The organism is Dapis purpurea BLCC-M126, assembly GCF_050015975.1.
Classification (GTDB): domain Bacteria; phylum Cyanobacteriota; class Cyanobacteriia; order Cyanobacteriales; family Microcoleaceae; genus Trichodesmium.
Window position 1 is genome coordinate 1 of sequence record NZ_JBNHER010000079.1, and the last position, 15232, is coordinate 15232.

Below are 15232 nucleotides of genomic sequence, written 5' to 3' on the forward strand. Positions count from 1 at the left end.
TTAACCAGAGGTAATTATCAATTATCCATTATCAATTATCAATTAATGAACTGTTGCCTGTTGCCAGTTAAGTGTTCCCTAAAAAGCAGTAAGATTTTTGCCACGAATAAAATAGGATTGCTATATATTTATACTTTTAAGGAACATTTACATTCTCACACCGGAATTTCTGCACCTTTAGCTAAACTCCAAACTTGAATACCTGTCTCAGAGCGAGAAATTGCCTGTTGCCCGTCAGGAGTAAATCCTAAACCACTGATGATATCTTCATAATCAAGTCTGTGGATAGGACAAAGTGGAGAAGGACGACAGCTACTAAGTTCCCAAACCCTGACAATGTTTGTCTCTACAGCAGAGACTCCATAACTCCAGATAGTAGTTATGGCAGCTTGATAAGGTACTTCATATCCTGGAAACATAAAAGGTAGAAAGCATTTTTTTACTGTCAGACGTGTTTATAGATCGAATAATTCTAGGGATAAAGGACTCATTATGCAATCAGCAACTTCTTCTTGCATTAAAACGATCGCCTGCTTGCTGTCTGGAGTAATAGTAATAGAATTTCTAACATCCATATCGCCATCAGTAAAGTCATGGACAAATCCAGTTTGCTTCTCCAAGTCTAAAAAGATATTCTGTCCGCCGTAATCATAACGAACATCTAAAACTAACCACCTGCGATTAGGAGAAGTCGCAGCTACAATAATTCTATTACCAAAATAACTTCTTGTTTCTTGAATAAAATCATTGATATCATGTCCGGTAGCATTGGTATTGTATAAAGAAGGTAAGGAAGAAGGAAGAAGGAAGAAGAAAAAAAGGTTTAAAAGCTGGAAAAAACTTAAATTTTCTGTAGATATTCACTCTATCTTTTACGCAAACAATACCAGCGGACATGATATTACGTACAATAACCCAGAAACCCAGTTTTATTATCAATGTTTATGGTTCAAACCAAAGATTTATCGTAGTAACCGGGTTTCTTTGGGTAAGTCTTATTGGGAATTAGTAAGGTTTGAGATTAATTTTCGGAGATGTCTATTAACTGCCCTAGTCTGACTATCTGAAGGTACTTAAGCAACCTATTTATGAATAGAATGCAGAGAAAAATTAAATATATTTCTGCAATAATAATTCCAATTTTTCCTTAGTTGTAGCAGGTACTTTATCCAAAGGAGTCAAAATAGCATTTTTCAAAGCTGAATGAGAATCAGAAACAAACTGATCTTCACTCAACCTCCGCACAGTTTCCTGAATAACTTTTTGGGCATTCACAGCATTCTTCTTTAAATTATTAATCACCATATCTACAGTCACGCTATCATGCTCGTCATGCCAACAATCATAATCTGTAGATAAAGCTAGAGTTGCATAAGCTATTTCTGCCTCCCTTGCCAACTTCGCCTCTGGCAAGTTTGTCATCCCGATAACTGTTGCACCCCAACTACGATATAAATTTGACTCCGCCTTGGTAGAAAAAGCAGGACCCTCCATACATAAATAAGTGCCACTGCGATGTACATTTATATCTGCTAAGTTCAAACTTTCCGCAGCATCCGCCAGCATTTTTGCTAGTTGAGGACAAGTAGGATTTTCAAAAGTAATATGTGCTACTATTCCTTCACCAAAAAATGTAGATGGCCGACCTTTTGTGCGGTCAATAAACTGGTCTACTACTACTAAGTCTAGAGGTTTGACTTCTTCTTTGAGAGAACCTACTGCAGAAGCAGAGATTAAATATTCTACACCTAGACTTTTCATACCATAGATATTGGCACGAAATGGTAATTCAGATGGTAATAAAGTGTGGTTGCGATCGTGTCTGGAGAGAAATGCTACTCTTGTTCCTTCTAAAGTACCAACAATAAAAGCATCAGAAGGGGAGCCAAAAGGAGTATTTACCTTTATCTCTTCTACATCTTTAAGTTCTTCCATTTTGTATAAACCACTACCACCAATAATGCCAATCTTTACTTCAGTCATGCTTTGATTACCTGATATTCCTCTTACTCCAATATTTTATATCATCTCTGGTTAAATACCTACAAATAATTAGTAATAGGGAACAGAGAATAAGAAATAAGCAACAGGTAATAGCAAATTCCCATAAAGATAGTTACAGTAAAATCTTCTGCAAAACTATAACTATTCAGATATTTCTGCACTTCCTAACACCTAAGCATATACCAACAAACTTAATGTACCAACATTTGTATGAAATAGATATCACACAGAGATATTTAGTAGGAGAACAGTTTGATTACGATCAATCGAGCGGAATTGATGTTACCGGATATGGGTTCCTATTATTTCGCGCCAACTTAGTGTTTACTAATAGACATCTCCAAAAATAAAAAATTAAATCAATTCCATACGCATAAACCGTCAATTCTTTCCTCTTACAGCGGTTTTCATATGAATAAACCACAATCATACTGATTCATTACTCCTTACTCCTTACTCCTACAACATTTTTGTGGTCTACTCAACTGAAAAGCACTGTATGGGGAGGGGTTAGGGGTGGGTTCCCTACTCCCTACTCCCTCTTTTTTGGTTTTGGTAAATCATAGGATGAAATTTGTGGAGGTAATCCCTCTGTGATTGCCTCTAATCATTAATTAGGGTAGGCACAGAGCTGATATACCAAAAGATAAATCATCCTATCAATTACCAACGTCATATTTTTTGTTAAAAAGCATACAAAAATTGTATATTCTGATTAAATACGCAATTATCCGTAATCTTTACCAAATCTTCATAAAAACTACCGGACTTTTATCGTAATGTAGTGAAAGATCTATTGGTAGTTGATATCAATATCATATCTTTGTTTTTCTCTGGCCCACAGTTTTTTTGATCTTTCTGGGGGTATCTACTATTAATATAATATTTTTTTTGTTTCAAAATCATCTAATTTTAGTTAAGAAAAATGAACAATTCCAAAGTTAAAGCCAGAAATGTTCCAATAGAATCAGTTGTCAAAAATATTTTAGCAGTGCGGAAAATTTCCGCCAGCGATCGCCAGGTTTTAAGATTGGCTTTATTCTCGCTTCATTCTTTAAGTATCACAGAACAAGACCAAATTCAAACAATTTATGAAGAATTAGAAGCAGGACGAATTAGTCTGATAAAGTAATCGGAATTGTAAATTTATGCCAAGTTTATTAGTTATAAGCATTGAGTATTAGTTTAAAGTTTAGAATTAATTCTTAATTAGAGGAAAAACATATCTTACCCTTGCTAATAACTATATTGTAGTAGTTTATAATTGATTACACCATTTCATCATAGATTCTCCTTGGGAGCTAAGTAAAATCAATCAACGTCGGTTATAAATAATTAACAAACCTTCTCGCTCCAAAGTTGAGTACAGGATTTAGTTTGATTTTAGATAATTCTGGACATCAAAAAAGCGCACCGCCTGCGCTGAGGTTTCCTCAGCGTAAAGACGGAGTAAGAAGTGGTAATTTTATGTCCGGAGTAGACCGACAATATATTAGACAAATCAGCACAACAGATAACATCATAGTGACTGTAATAAGTCATTATGCGGAATTTTGATTTTTCCTTTGTAAGTTTAAATAAGAAGTAATTAAACTTATATTATTGGAGAATATATAAATGTTTAGAACAGTTGCTCTAGTTTTACTAGGAACCTCTGTTGGTTTTGGATTTTCTATGGTAAGCGATGGTAATGGGTTTGCGATTAAAGTACCTCAAATAGATGCAGGAAAATTAGAATGTCGTTGGTTACCTGAAGATACTTCTAACAACTCTTTCAATAGAGAATTCTTAGAACCAAGGTATTAAATTTACTCTCGACATTTGACATAAATCATTAAACTTTTGTGATAATAGTCAATAGATAGGATTCCTATATAGGTTGTATAATTTAGATAATCCTAAAATATCAAGCTTTTATGACAAGATCTACTCATGGTATTAGTTTTAATGTTATCAGGACTTACGCATTAGGTAGGAAAAACTAGAATTTGAGATTGCTTTGCTGAGATTGCTTTCCTGTTGGTCGTAATGAGGAAAATAGGCTGTACTACATAAGTCCTAGTTATTTTATAAAGTTTTAACTTGTTACCACTTATTTAGGACCAAAATAGCATTTCTCAATACTTCGTTTATTTGATAAATGCGATACATTCTGTAAATGTCTATAATAGGAAGTCCATTTGAGCAAATTACTTTCAATCAGGTAATATACAATTATTGAGATTGGCATTACTCAGATTAATCCCACTTAAATCAGCATCACTGAGATTGACACCATTGAGGTCGGCATTACTAAGATTAGCACGACTAAGATTTGCACCACTTAAATCAGCATCTTTGAGATTTGCATAGCTAAGGTCAGCATAACTCAGGTTAACACCACTAAGATCGATACCACCTAAGTTAACACCCCATAAATCAGACCCCATCAAGTTAGCACCATTGAGAATGGCATTACTAAGAATGGTATGTCGCAGGTGAGTGCGACTAAGGTCAGTTTCACTTAGGTTAGCACCCTTGAGATTAGCACTACTAAGATTAACACCACCCAAGTTAGCATTACTCAGATTAGCATTTTCTAAATTGGCATCCCACAAATCTGCTACTCGCAGACTCGAACCACTCAAGTTGGCCTTGCTAAGGTTAGCACGACTGAGATCAACACTATTTAATTGACTATTACTGAGGTCATTACCTTGTAAGTTTTTAACTGTTATTTTTTCATTAACAATTTGCCAAACTGTATACCATTTTCGATCTATTCTAGTTGTTTCACGAAGTTTTACACCCTTGAGGTTAACCCAACTGAGATCTGCATTTTCCAGATGGGCACCACTTAGATCAGCATCACTTAGATCAGCGTTACGAAGATCGGCACCACTTAGATCGGCGTTACGAAGATTAGCACCACTTAGATCGGCGTTACGAAGATTAGCACCACTTAGATCGGCAGCACTAAGGTCAGCTTCATTGATTTTAGCACCATCAAGTTGAGCATTGGAAAATTTAGCAGCACTGATATGAGCATTGATGAGGTTAGTATTACTAAGATTGGCATTACTGAAGTCAGCAGCACTTAAATCAGCACTACTGAGGTTGGCATTTCTTAAATCTGCGCTATTGAGGTCAGCAGCAGTGAGGTTAGCGTTGGTCATTTCCGCATCGTTGAGTTTAGCTGCAATTAGTTGAGCTACACTCAAATTAGCTCCATCTAAATAAGCTCCTGTTAGATTAATGGCTTTCATGTTAGCATTACAAAGATTGGCATTTCTGAGATTTGACCGACTATAATAGTTGTTCCTAATGTTTTCTAATCCTTTTCTCGGAGATAGAGTATGGCAATACTCTGTACCTAAATCAGCCGACTCTAGGTTAGCACCGCGGAGATTAATATTTTTTAAGTTGATACCCCGAAGATCAGCATCACTGAGGTTGACTCCTTTGAGATCCTTATTTATACGTTGTTGATTGACAATTTTCCAGACTAAATGCCATTTATGATCTAGTTTGGTTAAATCATTGATTTTTGTGTTTCGGAAGTTAGCACAGTTAAGATTTGCACCTCTAAAATCAGCATTACTAAGGTCACTATTTTCGAGATTAGCATGGCATAGATTAGCATTACTCAAATTACTCCCACTGAGGTTAGCATTACTTAGGTCAGTATTTTTCAAGTTAACATTATGGAGTTTAGCAGCACTAAAATTACTCCCACTGAGGTTAGCATTACTCAGATTAACATCTCTAAGTTTAGCAGCACTGAGGTTAGCATTACTTATATTAACACCTTCAAGATCGATGCTGATTAGATTAAGATTTTTGAGGTCTTTACCAATAGCTTTATGATTAACTATTTCCCAGATTAATAACCATTTACTATCAAGTTTTGTTGCCTCATTTAGTTTACTACCCCTCAGATTTATACCTCTAAGTTTACTACCTCTTAAGTCTGCACGACTAAGATTTGTATTAGCTAAATTAGCATTAGTTAGATTGGCAAGACTGATGTCGGCACCACTCAAGTTAGCACCACTTAAATTAGCATTACTTAAATTAATACCCCTAAGTTTGGCAACACTAAGATTAGCATTTTCAAGATTAGTATTTTTGAGGTTAGCATCTTTGAGATTTGTACCTCGTAGATTAGCTTCTAATAGATTCGCATTTTTGAGATTAATACTACTCAGATCGGCATCTTTGAAATAGGCAAAACTAAAATTTATACCCTGTAGGTCTAAACCAGTGAGGTTTACATTTCTCATATTGGCTCGGATAAACCTCCGTTTCCCAGCGGCGTATAGCTCTAGTATTCTGCATACATCCCAAGTATATTGGGATAATGCTAGTTTGGCTTTAGGTTGTTCCTGTTCCAGTAGTATTGAATATGCTGCCCATTGTACTTCTGCTGAAATATCCTGTAAGGCCACAAGTAACAAATCTAATCCTGCATCTCCATGTTTGATAGTTTCAGAGACTGCTGCTACTCTTAATTCTACTTCACCATATAGTAAACATTCTTTGACTGCTTCGAGACTATAGAGCATAGGGGTGGTAGATTTAGCTATATTAGTATCTAATATAGGAATTTGATTCAGGGGGTTATTCATTTTCTTTGACTTCATCTGCATATCCAATAACTTTACCTGAAAATTAATATTTTTACATATTCAGTGATTCTTTATTTTCTACTTACTCACTTTTTCTAATCTTGGAACTGCCTAAACAACTATTGATAAATTGACCTTAAATTAAATATTAGAGTCCATTTTTAAATTTGTGTAGATTAAACTTGAGAATTATAGTTTTAAGGTAAGCATCCAACTGTCACCTACCAGGGATTAGCTTCATACAAAATAAAGTCAAGTCCTGGTATTAAAAGATTGAATTACCAAGTTTGAGTATAGTCAAAATCACATTTGAAAACTTTAGATATTCACTGCAAATGTGTCAAATAGACATTCCCAAGCTAATTGCTGATCGCTAATAACTGAATACTTAGGTTTTAAGACTTTTAATGTTCGACAAAAAAATATATTTTGATAAAATCAAAGATGTTCCATCATGCTTAAATTAATTACTTGAGTATTGAATGATAATCTAAATGAATAGATAAAGTATAATGTTTAACAACTATCAAGACATATTTTTTGCAGTAGTTGGTGATGTCCACGGCTATATTTACACAATGATTGATTTACTACAGCAGTGGGAAAATTCTTCTAATCAACAGCTTGCATTTATTCTCCAAGTAGGAGATTTTGAACCCCACCGCCATGAAGCTGATTTAGCAACAATGGATGCACCTACAAAATATCGTAAATTGGCAGACTTTCCCGACTTTTATGAACAAAGAGCAATTTTTCCTTGGCCTATCTGGTTTATTGGTGGTAATCATGAGCCTTATGGTTTTTTAGACCAATTTAATACAGGTACAGAAATTACTCATAATTGCTATTATCTTGGTAGGGTCGGCTCGTTGGTTTTGGCAGGTCTAAAAGTTGTAGGAGTTTCTGGTATTTATCAAGAGGAAAAATTTCATTTTGATAGACCTAAAGTTTCCCAAATTAGCAGCTATTCTAATAAAGATTATATTATCTTTACAGAAGCAGAAATTATTCAAGCTTTAGGCTATAAATCTACAGATATTTTGTTATTACATGACTGGCCTGCTAATATCATAAATCCTGTAGATGCTGAAGAGTTTGAACAGCAATGTAGGAGTAGATGTTATTACGATCTAGTAGGAAATGAATATGCAAAAATGTTAGTATATGAGTTAAAACCAAAGTTAGTAGTTTGTAGTCATTTGCATAAAATTTATCGTAACAAAATATCACTAACTTCCGGAAATTTGACAGATATTTTTTGTCTGGCAAATGTTCAGTCAGGAGCTGATGCAATTGCTATATTTCATCTGAGTAAAACAGGGAAAGTTACAGAGTTTACTCAAAGAAAGATAGAGAGTAGGAGGTAGAATAATTAATAATTAATTATTACCTCTTGTTATAAAGAAGAGGATTGAGCTAAAGGAAATTTATTTCTCCATGAATGGAGAGGATTTATAGCTTAATTTTTTAGTAAAGTTTTGCCTTCTATGATGAGCTATTCCCAATCCTATAAGCTATCAATATATATCATTGTTTCCCTTTTTTTCTTCCTTCTTCCTTCTTACTTTTTCCTTCTTACTTCTTCCTTACTTTATATGATAACTCAAACTTTACCCCTAATAAAAGACTCAGAACGTTTAGAAAATCGACTCAAAGAAATTCCCCAAACTCCGGGAGTTTATTTAATGCGCGATAGTAGCGATCGCATCCTTTATATTGGCAAATCTAAAAAGTTGAGAAACCGAGTTCGTTCCTATTTTCGAGATGGTAAAAATCATACTCATCGTATCAGCTTAATGGTACAACAAATAGTAGAAATTGAATTTATTGTTACAGATACAGAAGCTGAAGCTTTAGCATTAGAAGCTAATCTTGTAAAACAACATCAACCATACTTTAATGTCTTACTCAAAGATGATAAAAAATATCCCTATCTTTGCATAACTTGGTCGGAAGATTATCCCAGAATTTTTATTACGAGAAAGCGCCGATTAGGTAAAGTTAAAGACCGTTATTATGGCCCATACGTTGATACTAGACTCTTGAGAAATACCCTAAATTTAGTCAAACGAATTTTTCCCCTACGTCAAAGACCAAAACCTTTATTTAAAGACCGGCCTTGTCTCAATTATGATATTGGTCGCTGTCCGGGAGTTTGTCAGACATTAATTACTCCAGAGGAATATCATAAAATTGTGCAAAAAGTGGCAATGATTTTTCAAGGTCGGAGTCGAGAATTGATCGATATATTGAATACTCAAATGGAAAAAGAAGCCGAATCTCTAAACTTTGAGAAGGCCGCAGCTATTCGCGACCAAATTAGAGATTTGAATTCTCTAAATGCTGACCAAAAAGTTTCCTTACCAGACGACCAAATTTCTAGAGATGCAATAGCTTTAGCTGGAAATAATCAAATTGCTTGTGTTCAAATATTCCAAATTAGAGCAGGAAAATTAGTAGGTAGATTAGGATTTATTGCTGAAATTCCTAATTTAGGAACAACAGAAATTCAGGAGTTAGGATCAATTTTGCAGCGTGTTTTAGAATCTCATTATCAAATAGTAGATTCCGTAGAAATTCCTACAGAAATTATTGTGCAAAATGAGTTGCCTGAGGGTGAATTTTTGCAAAATTGGTTGACAGAAAAGAAAGGTAAAAAAGTAGAAATATTTGTGCCACAACGCCAAGGAAAAGCAGAATTAATTGAAATGGTAAAAAAGAATGCTGAGTATGAGTTGGCGCGGTTAGAAAAAATGAGAGATCGCAATAATGAAGCTATGACAGACTTAGCAGAAATATTAGATTTGCCAGAGCTACCTCACCGGATAGAGGGTTATGATATTTCTCACATTCAAGGTTCGGATGCAGTAGCATCGCGGGTAGTATTTATTGACGGTTTGCCAGCAAAACAACATTATCGACATTATAAAATAAAAAATCCAGAAGTCTATTCAGGTCATTCTGATGATTTTGCGAGTATGGCAGAAGTTATTGGGCGACGGTTTCGCGATTATGAAAAACAACCGACTACAGAGAAACCAGACTTAATAATGATAGATGGTGGGAAAGGGCAACTTTCTGCAGTAGTGGCAGTAATGGAAGAGATGAATATATTAGGAGAAGTGCTGGTTGTGAGTTTAGCAAAACAACGGGAGGAGATTTTTTTACCAGGGGAGTCGCAACCGTTAAAAAGTGACGCCGAACAACCGGGGGTACAGTTGTTGCGGAGGTTGCGAGATGAAGCGCATCGATTTGCCGTGAGTTTCCATAGGGAGAAAAGAAGTCAGAGAATGAAGCGATCGCGCTTAGATGAGATTCCTGGTTTAGGACACCATCGACAAAAGTTGTTATTGGGACATTTTCATTCCGTTGATTATATTAGGATGGCAACAGTAGAACAATTGGCGGAGGTGTCGGGGGTTGGACCAAAATTGGCACAGCAGATTTACGATTATTTTCATCTGTAGCGCAGGCATTTTGCCTGCCATATTCCAGTAGGGAGTGACATAAGTATCTTTTTCAAGATACTAAATGGGTTTGATAAGATGCGAAGTTGCTAGCCTTTGACTATCCTCATCCAACTTTTCCTTATTCAATGCTAATAATCATAAGGATTTTTAGGCTTAGGAATTGATTCTATTTCTGTTGGCAAAATTGTTAATTTACGTTGACCTCTCAACTCCTCAGTAATCATTTCTCCTTTTATTATGAACCAACTATCTTGAGGATATTTACTCCGACTTCTACCTTCTGGTAATTTAACAGGTAATCCCACCGGATAAGCATCAGCAGCACAGCAAGTCAGAATAAATCTAGATATCCAGAAATATTGCTCGGATAATCCCCGGGGATAAATTACAAATCCAGTTACTTTAACTTTTTGACCATTATAAGCATCTGGCTCTGGATAAACATTTAAAGTCCTGATCCATTCAATTAGCGATCGCTCTTCTGGTTTAGTTGCAGTCCGAAATTCTTGAGGTTGAGTTCTCGTTACTGGCAAAGATTCTGTTAACCCTCTTTGTAATGCAGTTTGACTAGTAAAAACTTGAGGAGTAATTGTTAAAGCTAGTAGAGCAGATATTAACAGTAAACCACTACTCCAACCAGGAGGAAATAAGTTAATATGTTGATTTTGAATTATAATAAATTCTTGTTTTGATTGACTGGAGAGTCTCTGTTTTTTACTAATATTCCATAACTCCCATATTTTGCATCCACCTAATATTAATAAAGTGATTCCAGCGCCAAGAGTTAAACCAAAATAACGGGGATGAATCAATATATATAACTTTCCTGTCAGCCAATAATTTATCAACAAAAAACCCCAAGCCAAAATTGCTGTCGCATCCAACCAAGGTTCATATCGTTTAAGTAGAGAAAACAATGATTTTTCAGCCTTCATATAAAAATTATTTCTGTAAATTATGAGCTAATTCAACTTAAATACAAGTTCACAATCAAAGCCATAATAAATGTTAACTGTGCTGCCAATATCATTAAATAAATCACAGCTCGTGACCGAAAAAATGATAATAATAAACCCACAGCTTTAATATCAATCATCGGTCCAAAAACTAAAAAAGCTAATAGAGAACCACTGGTAAAAGTTGCAGCAAATGACAAAGCAAAAAAAGCATCTACAGTCGAACAAATAGAAACTACTGCTGCTAAAGCTAGCATAGCAATAATTGAAGTAACTGGACCTTGACCAAGATTCAGAATAAGTTCACGGGGAGCAGCAACTTGAATCAGCGCAGCGATCGCACTCCCAATGACTAATACTCCTCCCAACTCCCGTAACTCCTGCACCATACTATTTAATAAAGACAAAAGTCGCTGTTTATCAGGAACAACGAAGAGAGATGTCCAACCTATACCTTTATTAGTAGATGTTTGACTGGTAATCCCCAAAGACTGACCTTGAGCAACAGATGTCGTCATTGAGCCTGGCCAAAGTCCCATAGATTCTAGAGGGACAGATGTAGTAGATCGACCTAAAAAAAATGTTCCTGACTGTAGAAGAGGAGAAGTTTCTGACTCTTGAGAAACTGGCTGTTGAGGTCTAGGTAATAAACGAGCAGTTGTAGGTTGCAGAATTTGTCGTATATCCTTCTGTACACTAAATATCCAACCAATAATTGTTGCTATAGCTAGAGAAAATACTACTCGCAACACCACAATTTCTGGTTGGTCTCTAAATGCGGTCCAAGTTGCCCAGATAACTATGGGATTAACTGTTGGAGCTGCCAATAAAAATCCAATTGCTACTGATGCTGGCACACCTTGTATCAATAAACGTCGGGCAACTGGAACATTACCACATTCACAGACTGGGAACAAAAAACCAACTAAGCTACCTACAAATGCTCCTAAAAGTGGATTTTGAGGCAGATATGTAATTAATTTTCGTTCATCAATGAACCATTGTAATATTCCGGAAAAAATAACCCCTAACAGTAAAAATGGTATTGCTTCTACCAATAAACTGAGAAAGAGGGTGAAAGAATTATTCAACTGATTTGTCAGTGTTGATGCCATCTTTAAATTTACTTTTTAATGCTATTTACATTTATAATTGTTAGGCGATCAAAATCATCTAGCTAACCATATATATTAATTTACACTGTTAGTATATAATAAGATTATTAAATTACTTGGAATTAGATAATTTTCTTATTTAGCTAGATACTGTATTCTCTAGATATACAAAATATTTACAATTCATGTTGAATTTATCTTCCTCCGAGTTCTTAGTTTCGACAATTCCTGACAATTGTCTGTCAAGAACATTTCAGGAGTCAACTGTAGGTGATTTGTCTCTATATGATTTTCAAGTTGATAATAATCAAGTAGGAGAAATAGCTGCTTTGAGGCTAGAAGCTGAACCAAGATTGCCAGGCGTGATTTTAATGGAGGATAAGCAGCTCTCAGGAATGATTTCTCGACAGCGATTTTTGGAGTATCTGAGTCGCCCTTTTGGCAGAGAATTATTTCTGAAAAGGTCTATCAAAACTTTGTATCAATTTGCTTGTACGGATTTTTTAGTTATCCCGGCAAATACTACAATTCTGGAGGCAAGTAATAGAGCTTTGCAGAGATCGACTGATATTGCATACGAGCCAATTGTTGTTGAAATCGAACCCAATGTCTATAGACTTTTAGATGTTCATCATCTGCTTGTAGCTCAATCTCATATTCATCAATTGGCAAATAATTTACTCCAGGAGCTTTATCTAAAGTTGGAAACAGCTCATAAAGAATTAGAACTTCAAGCTTCTTTAGATGCTTTAACTCAAGTTCCTAATCGTAGAAAATTTGACCAATATCTAGCTCAACAATGGTTCCAAATGTCTAAAGAGCAAAATCCTATATCCATAATTATGGCAGATATTGATTGTTTTAAAGGTTATAATGACACTTACGGTCATCAAGCTGGAGATCAGTGTCTGAAACAAGTTGCCTTGACAATAAATAAAACTGTTCAAATGATAACTAAGGCAAATAATGAAAATTTAGTTGCTCGTTATGGAGGTGAAGAATTTGCTATAGTTTTACCTAAAAAAACTCAGGCTGAAGCTGTTTGTATTGCTGAAAAAATTCGCTCTCAGGTCAAATCATTAAAAATTATTAATCAAGGTTCTTATATATCAGAACTTGTCACTTTAAGTTTAGGAGTGGCTACTACTATACCTGAATTGGGTAGCTCTATAGAAAAGTTAATTGCTCAAGCAGATAAAGCTCTTTATCAAGCTAAAGCAACGGGTCGCGATCGTGTTATATGTAGTTAATAGTAGTTGCCCATTAAGTTAATAGAAAATAGTTTTAATTATCAAAAAGATTATTGAGTCTCTGTTAATTAGTAAATACATGGAAGTATTATCTAACTCTAGTATTATTTTGGGGAATTGGAATCTAAATACCAATTCCCTAACTGTTCATCAAGACTCTACAAAATCAAAACTGCTGGGTGTATTTATTTCATTATTTAGCTAATTCAGCTTCAATAACAGCAATTAATTCTGGTGAATTAGGAGCCACACTACTATTAAACCTAGCAACAACTTCTCCTTGTTTATCAACGACAAACTTTTCAAAATTCCAGGCTACATCACCTTTAGGATTAACAGCATTTGTCAAACAAGAATAAAGAGGATGTTTCTCAGAACCTTTAGCATGAACCTTATCAAATAACTCAAAACTTACATCATATTTTGTCTTAGTAAAATCAACAATTTCTGCATTACTTCCTGGTTCTTGTGCCCCAAAATCATTGCAGGGAAAACCTAAAATTATTAAGCCAGCATCACGATATTTTTGGTTTAATTCCTCCAAATCTTTATATTGTGGCGTGTAACCACAATAAGATGCTACATTCACAATTAATAAAACCTGACCAGCATAATTTACTAATTCTTTTTCTTCGCCATTAATAGTTTTGACGGTAATATCTGAAACTGTGGTGCTCATCTTTGAAGAAAACCTCTAACTGAATAATTATAAATTTTACACTGTAGTTGGAAACAGAGATAATATTTTTGATTAAATCAAACTATGGTAAAATAATACTAATTCACTTTAAAGATGTCACAAATAGTTGGTAACTGATGATGTGAAAAATAATAGACGGAATTAGTGCATAACCATTACTTTAAGTCTATCAAATTTCACTTCTGACTTCTGTACGGGCGTTTCATGTCGCGCAGCGAAATGGCCATTTGCCCCTACTACTTCCGACTTCCGTGAAACCCTATAGCTCAAGTATTAAATTAAACAAGCAATGGCAACTGAAACTATCGTTTTATTATCGAAAAGAGAAATAGAAAAAATGCGTCGAGCAGGGCATTTGGCAGCAGAATTGCTACATCATCTTGAACCCTTTGTCAAGCCAGGAGTAACAACCCTGGAATTAGATGAGGAAGCAGAACGTTGGACACAAGCTCATGGCGCTCGTAGTGCGCCTCTTGGTTATCATGGTTTTCCTAAGTCTATTTGCACCAGTATTAATGAAGTAATATGTCACGGTATTCCTCATGAGAAACAAGTGTTAAAAGATGGGGATATTATTAATATTGATGTCACACCAATTCTTGATGGTTATCATGGAGATACTTCTAAAACTTTTTTTGTAGGTGAACCTTCTCCACTAGCAAAAAAATTAGTTGAAGTTACAGAAAAATGTATGTATTTAGGTATTGCTGAAGTTAAGCCTGGAAATAAAATTGGGGATATTGGGGCTGCTATTCAAGAATATGCTGAAGCAGAAGGTTTTTCTGTGGTTAGAGATTTTGTTGGTCATGGTGTGAGTAATATTTTCCATACTGCACCACAAATTCCTCATTATGGCATTAGAGGAAAAGGAAAAAAGTTACGAACTGGAATGGTATTTACTATTGAACCGATGATTAATGAGGGTACTTGGGAAGGAATAGTGCTTGATGACGGTTGGACTGCTATTACTAAGGATGGTAAACTATCAGCACAGTTTGAGCATACTGTGGCAGTAACAGAAACAGGGGTAGAAATATTGACTCAGTATGAGGGATGATATCAAGTCTGGTACGATTGCTTTCATTAATTGATAATTGATAATGGATAATTGATAATTACCTCTGGTTAAA

General features: G+C 35.1%; 13 protein-coding genes and 1 pseudogene. 7 read left to right on the forward strand and 7 right to left on the reverse strand.

Annotated elements, in window-relative coordinates:
- Positions 1-155 precede the first annotated feature (155 nt).
- From ACP6PL_RS07260 to ACP6PL_RS07270, 3 genes are all read right to left on the reverse strand, one after another.
- A complete protein-coding gene (locus ACP6PL_RS07260; RefSeq protein WP_426544048.1) occupies positions 156-419 on the reverse strand; it encodes a hypothetical protein in 264 nt (87 codons plus the stop codon).
- Between the two features lie 36 nt (positions 420-455).
- Positions 456-620, reverse strand: a complete 165-nt coding sequence (locus tag ACP6PL_RS07265) for a hypothetical protein (protein ID WP_426544050.1) — start codon at positions 618-620, stop codon at positions 456-458.
- A gap of 490 nt (positions 621-1110) precedes the next feature.
- Positions 1111-1983 (reverse strand): S-methyl-5'-thioadenosine phosphorylase, encoded by an 873-nt coding sequence (locus tag ACP6PL_RS07270; RefSeq protein ID WP_426544052.1) that lies wholly within the window; start codon positions 1981-1983, stop codon positions 1111-1113.
- Between the two features lie 946 nt (positions 1984-2929).
- Here ACP6PL_RS07270 and ACP6PL_RS07275 point away from each other — a divergent pair.
- The 3 genes and pseudogenes from ACP6PL_RS07275 to ACP6PL_RS07285 all read left to right on the forward strand — a co-directional run bounded on the left by ACP6PL_RS07275 (position 2930) and on the right by ACP6PL_RS07285 (position 3810).
- On the forward strand, positions 2930-3136 hold the full coding sequence (locus ACP6PL_RS07275) for a hypothetical protein (protein ID WP_426544054.1): 207 nt from the start codon (positions 2930-2932) through the stop codon (positions 3134-3136).
- 136 nt (positions 3137-3272) lie between these two features.
- Positions 3273-3546 (forward strand): annotated as a pseudogene (locus ACP6PL_RS07280) (hypothetical protein); the annotation flags it as partial.
- A 75-nt stretch (positions 3547-3621) separates the two neighbouring features.
- Complete coding sequence (locus tag ACP6PL_RS07285; protein ID WP_426544056.1) at positions 3622-3810, forward strand: hypothetical protein; 189 nt, start codon at positions 3622-3624, stop codon at positions 3808-3810.
- Positions 3811-4199: 389 nt separating this feature from the next.
- On the opposite strand, the gene ACP6PL_RS07290 is transcribed toward ACP6PL_RS07285, so the two are convergent.
- Positions 4200-6611, reverse strand: coding sequence for a pentapeptide repeat-containing protein (locus tag ACP6PL_RS07290; RefSeq protein ID WP_426544058.1), 2412 nt, complete (start codon positions 6609-6611; stop codon positions 4200-4202).
- Positions 6612-7123: 512 nt separating this feature from the next.
- Here ACP6PL_RS07290 and ACP6PL_RS07295 point away from each other — a divergent pair.
- A complete protein-coding gene (locus ACP6PL_RS07295; protein ID WP_426544060.1) occupies positions 7124-7978 on the forward strand; it encodes a metallophosphoesterase in 855 nt (284 codons plus the stop codon).
- 228 nt (positions 7979-8206) lie between these two features.
- Positions 8207-10078, forward strand: a complete 1872-nt coding sequence (gene uvrC / locus ACP6PL_RS07300) for an excinuclease ABC subunit UvrC (RefSeq protein ID WP_426544062.1) — start codon at positions 8207-8209, stop codon at positions 10076-10078.
- 131 nt (positions 10079-10209) lie between these two features.
- On the opposite strand, the gene ACP6PL_RS07305 is transcribed toward uvrC, so the two are convergent.
- Together ACP6PL_RS07305 and ACP6PL_RS07310 are read right to left on the reverse strand one after the other, a co-directional pair.
- Positions 10210-11016, reverse strand: coding sequence for a TIGR03943 family putative permease subunit (locus tag ACP6PL_RS07305; RefSeq protein ID WP_426544064.1), 807 nt, complete (start codon positions 11014-11016; stop codon positions 10210-10212).
- A 32-nt stretch (positions 11017-11048) separates the two neighbouring features.
- A complete protein-coding gene (locus tag ACP6PL_RS07310) occupies positions 11049-12152 on the reverse strand; it encodes a permease (protein ID WP_426544065.1) in 1104 nt (367 codons plus the stop codon).
- Positions 12153-12337: 185 nt separating this feature from the next.
- Here ACP6PL_RS07310 and ACP6PL_RS07315 point away from each other — a divergent pair, with 185 nt between their 5' ends.
- Complete coding sequence (locus ACP6PL_RS07315; RefSeq protein ID WP_426544066.1) at positions 12338-13402, forward strand: GGDEF domain-containing protein; 1065 nt, start codon at positions 12338-12340, stop codon at positions 13400-13402.
- A 193-nt stretch (positions 13403-13595) separates the two neighbouring features.
- On the opposite strand, the gene ACP6PL_RS07320 is transcribed toward ACP6PL_RS07315, so the two are convergent.
- Positions 13596-14081 (reverse strand): glutathione peroxidase, encoded by a 486-nt coding sequence (locus ACP6PL_RS07320; RefSeq protein ID WP_426544068.1) that lies wholly within the window; start codon positions 14079-14081, stop codon positions 13596-13598.
- Between the two features lie 310 nt (positions 14082-14391).
- Here ACP6PL_RS07320 and map point away from each other — a divergent pair, with 310 nt between their 5' ends.
- Positions 14392-15159: a type I methionyl aminopeptidase gene (gene map, locus ACP6PL_RS07325; protein WP_426544070.1), complete on the forward strand. Its 768-nt coding sequence runs from the start codon at positions 14392-14394 to the stop codon at positions 15157-15159.
- The last annotated feature ends 73 nt before the right edge of the window (positions 15160-15232 follow it).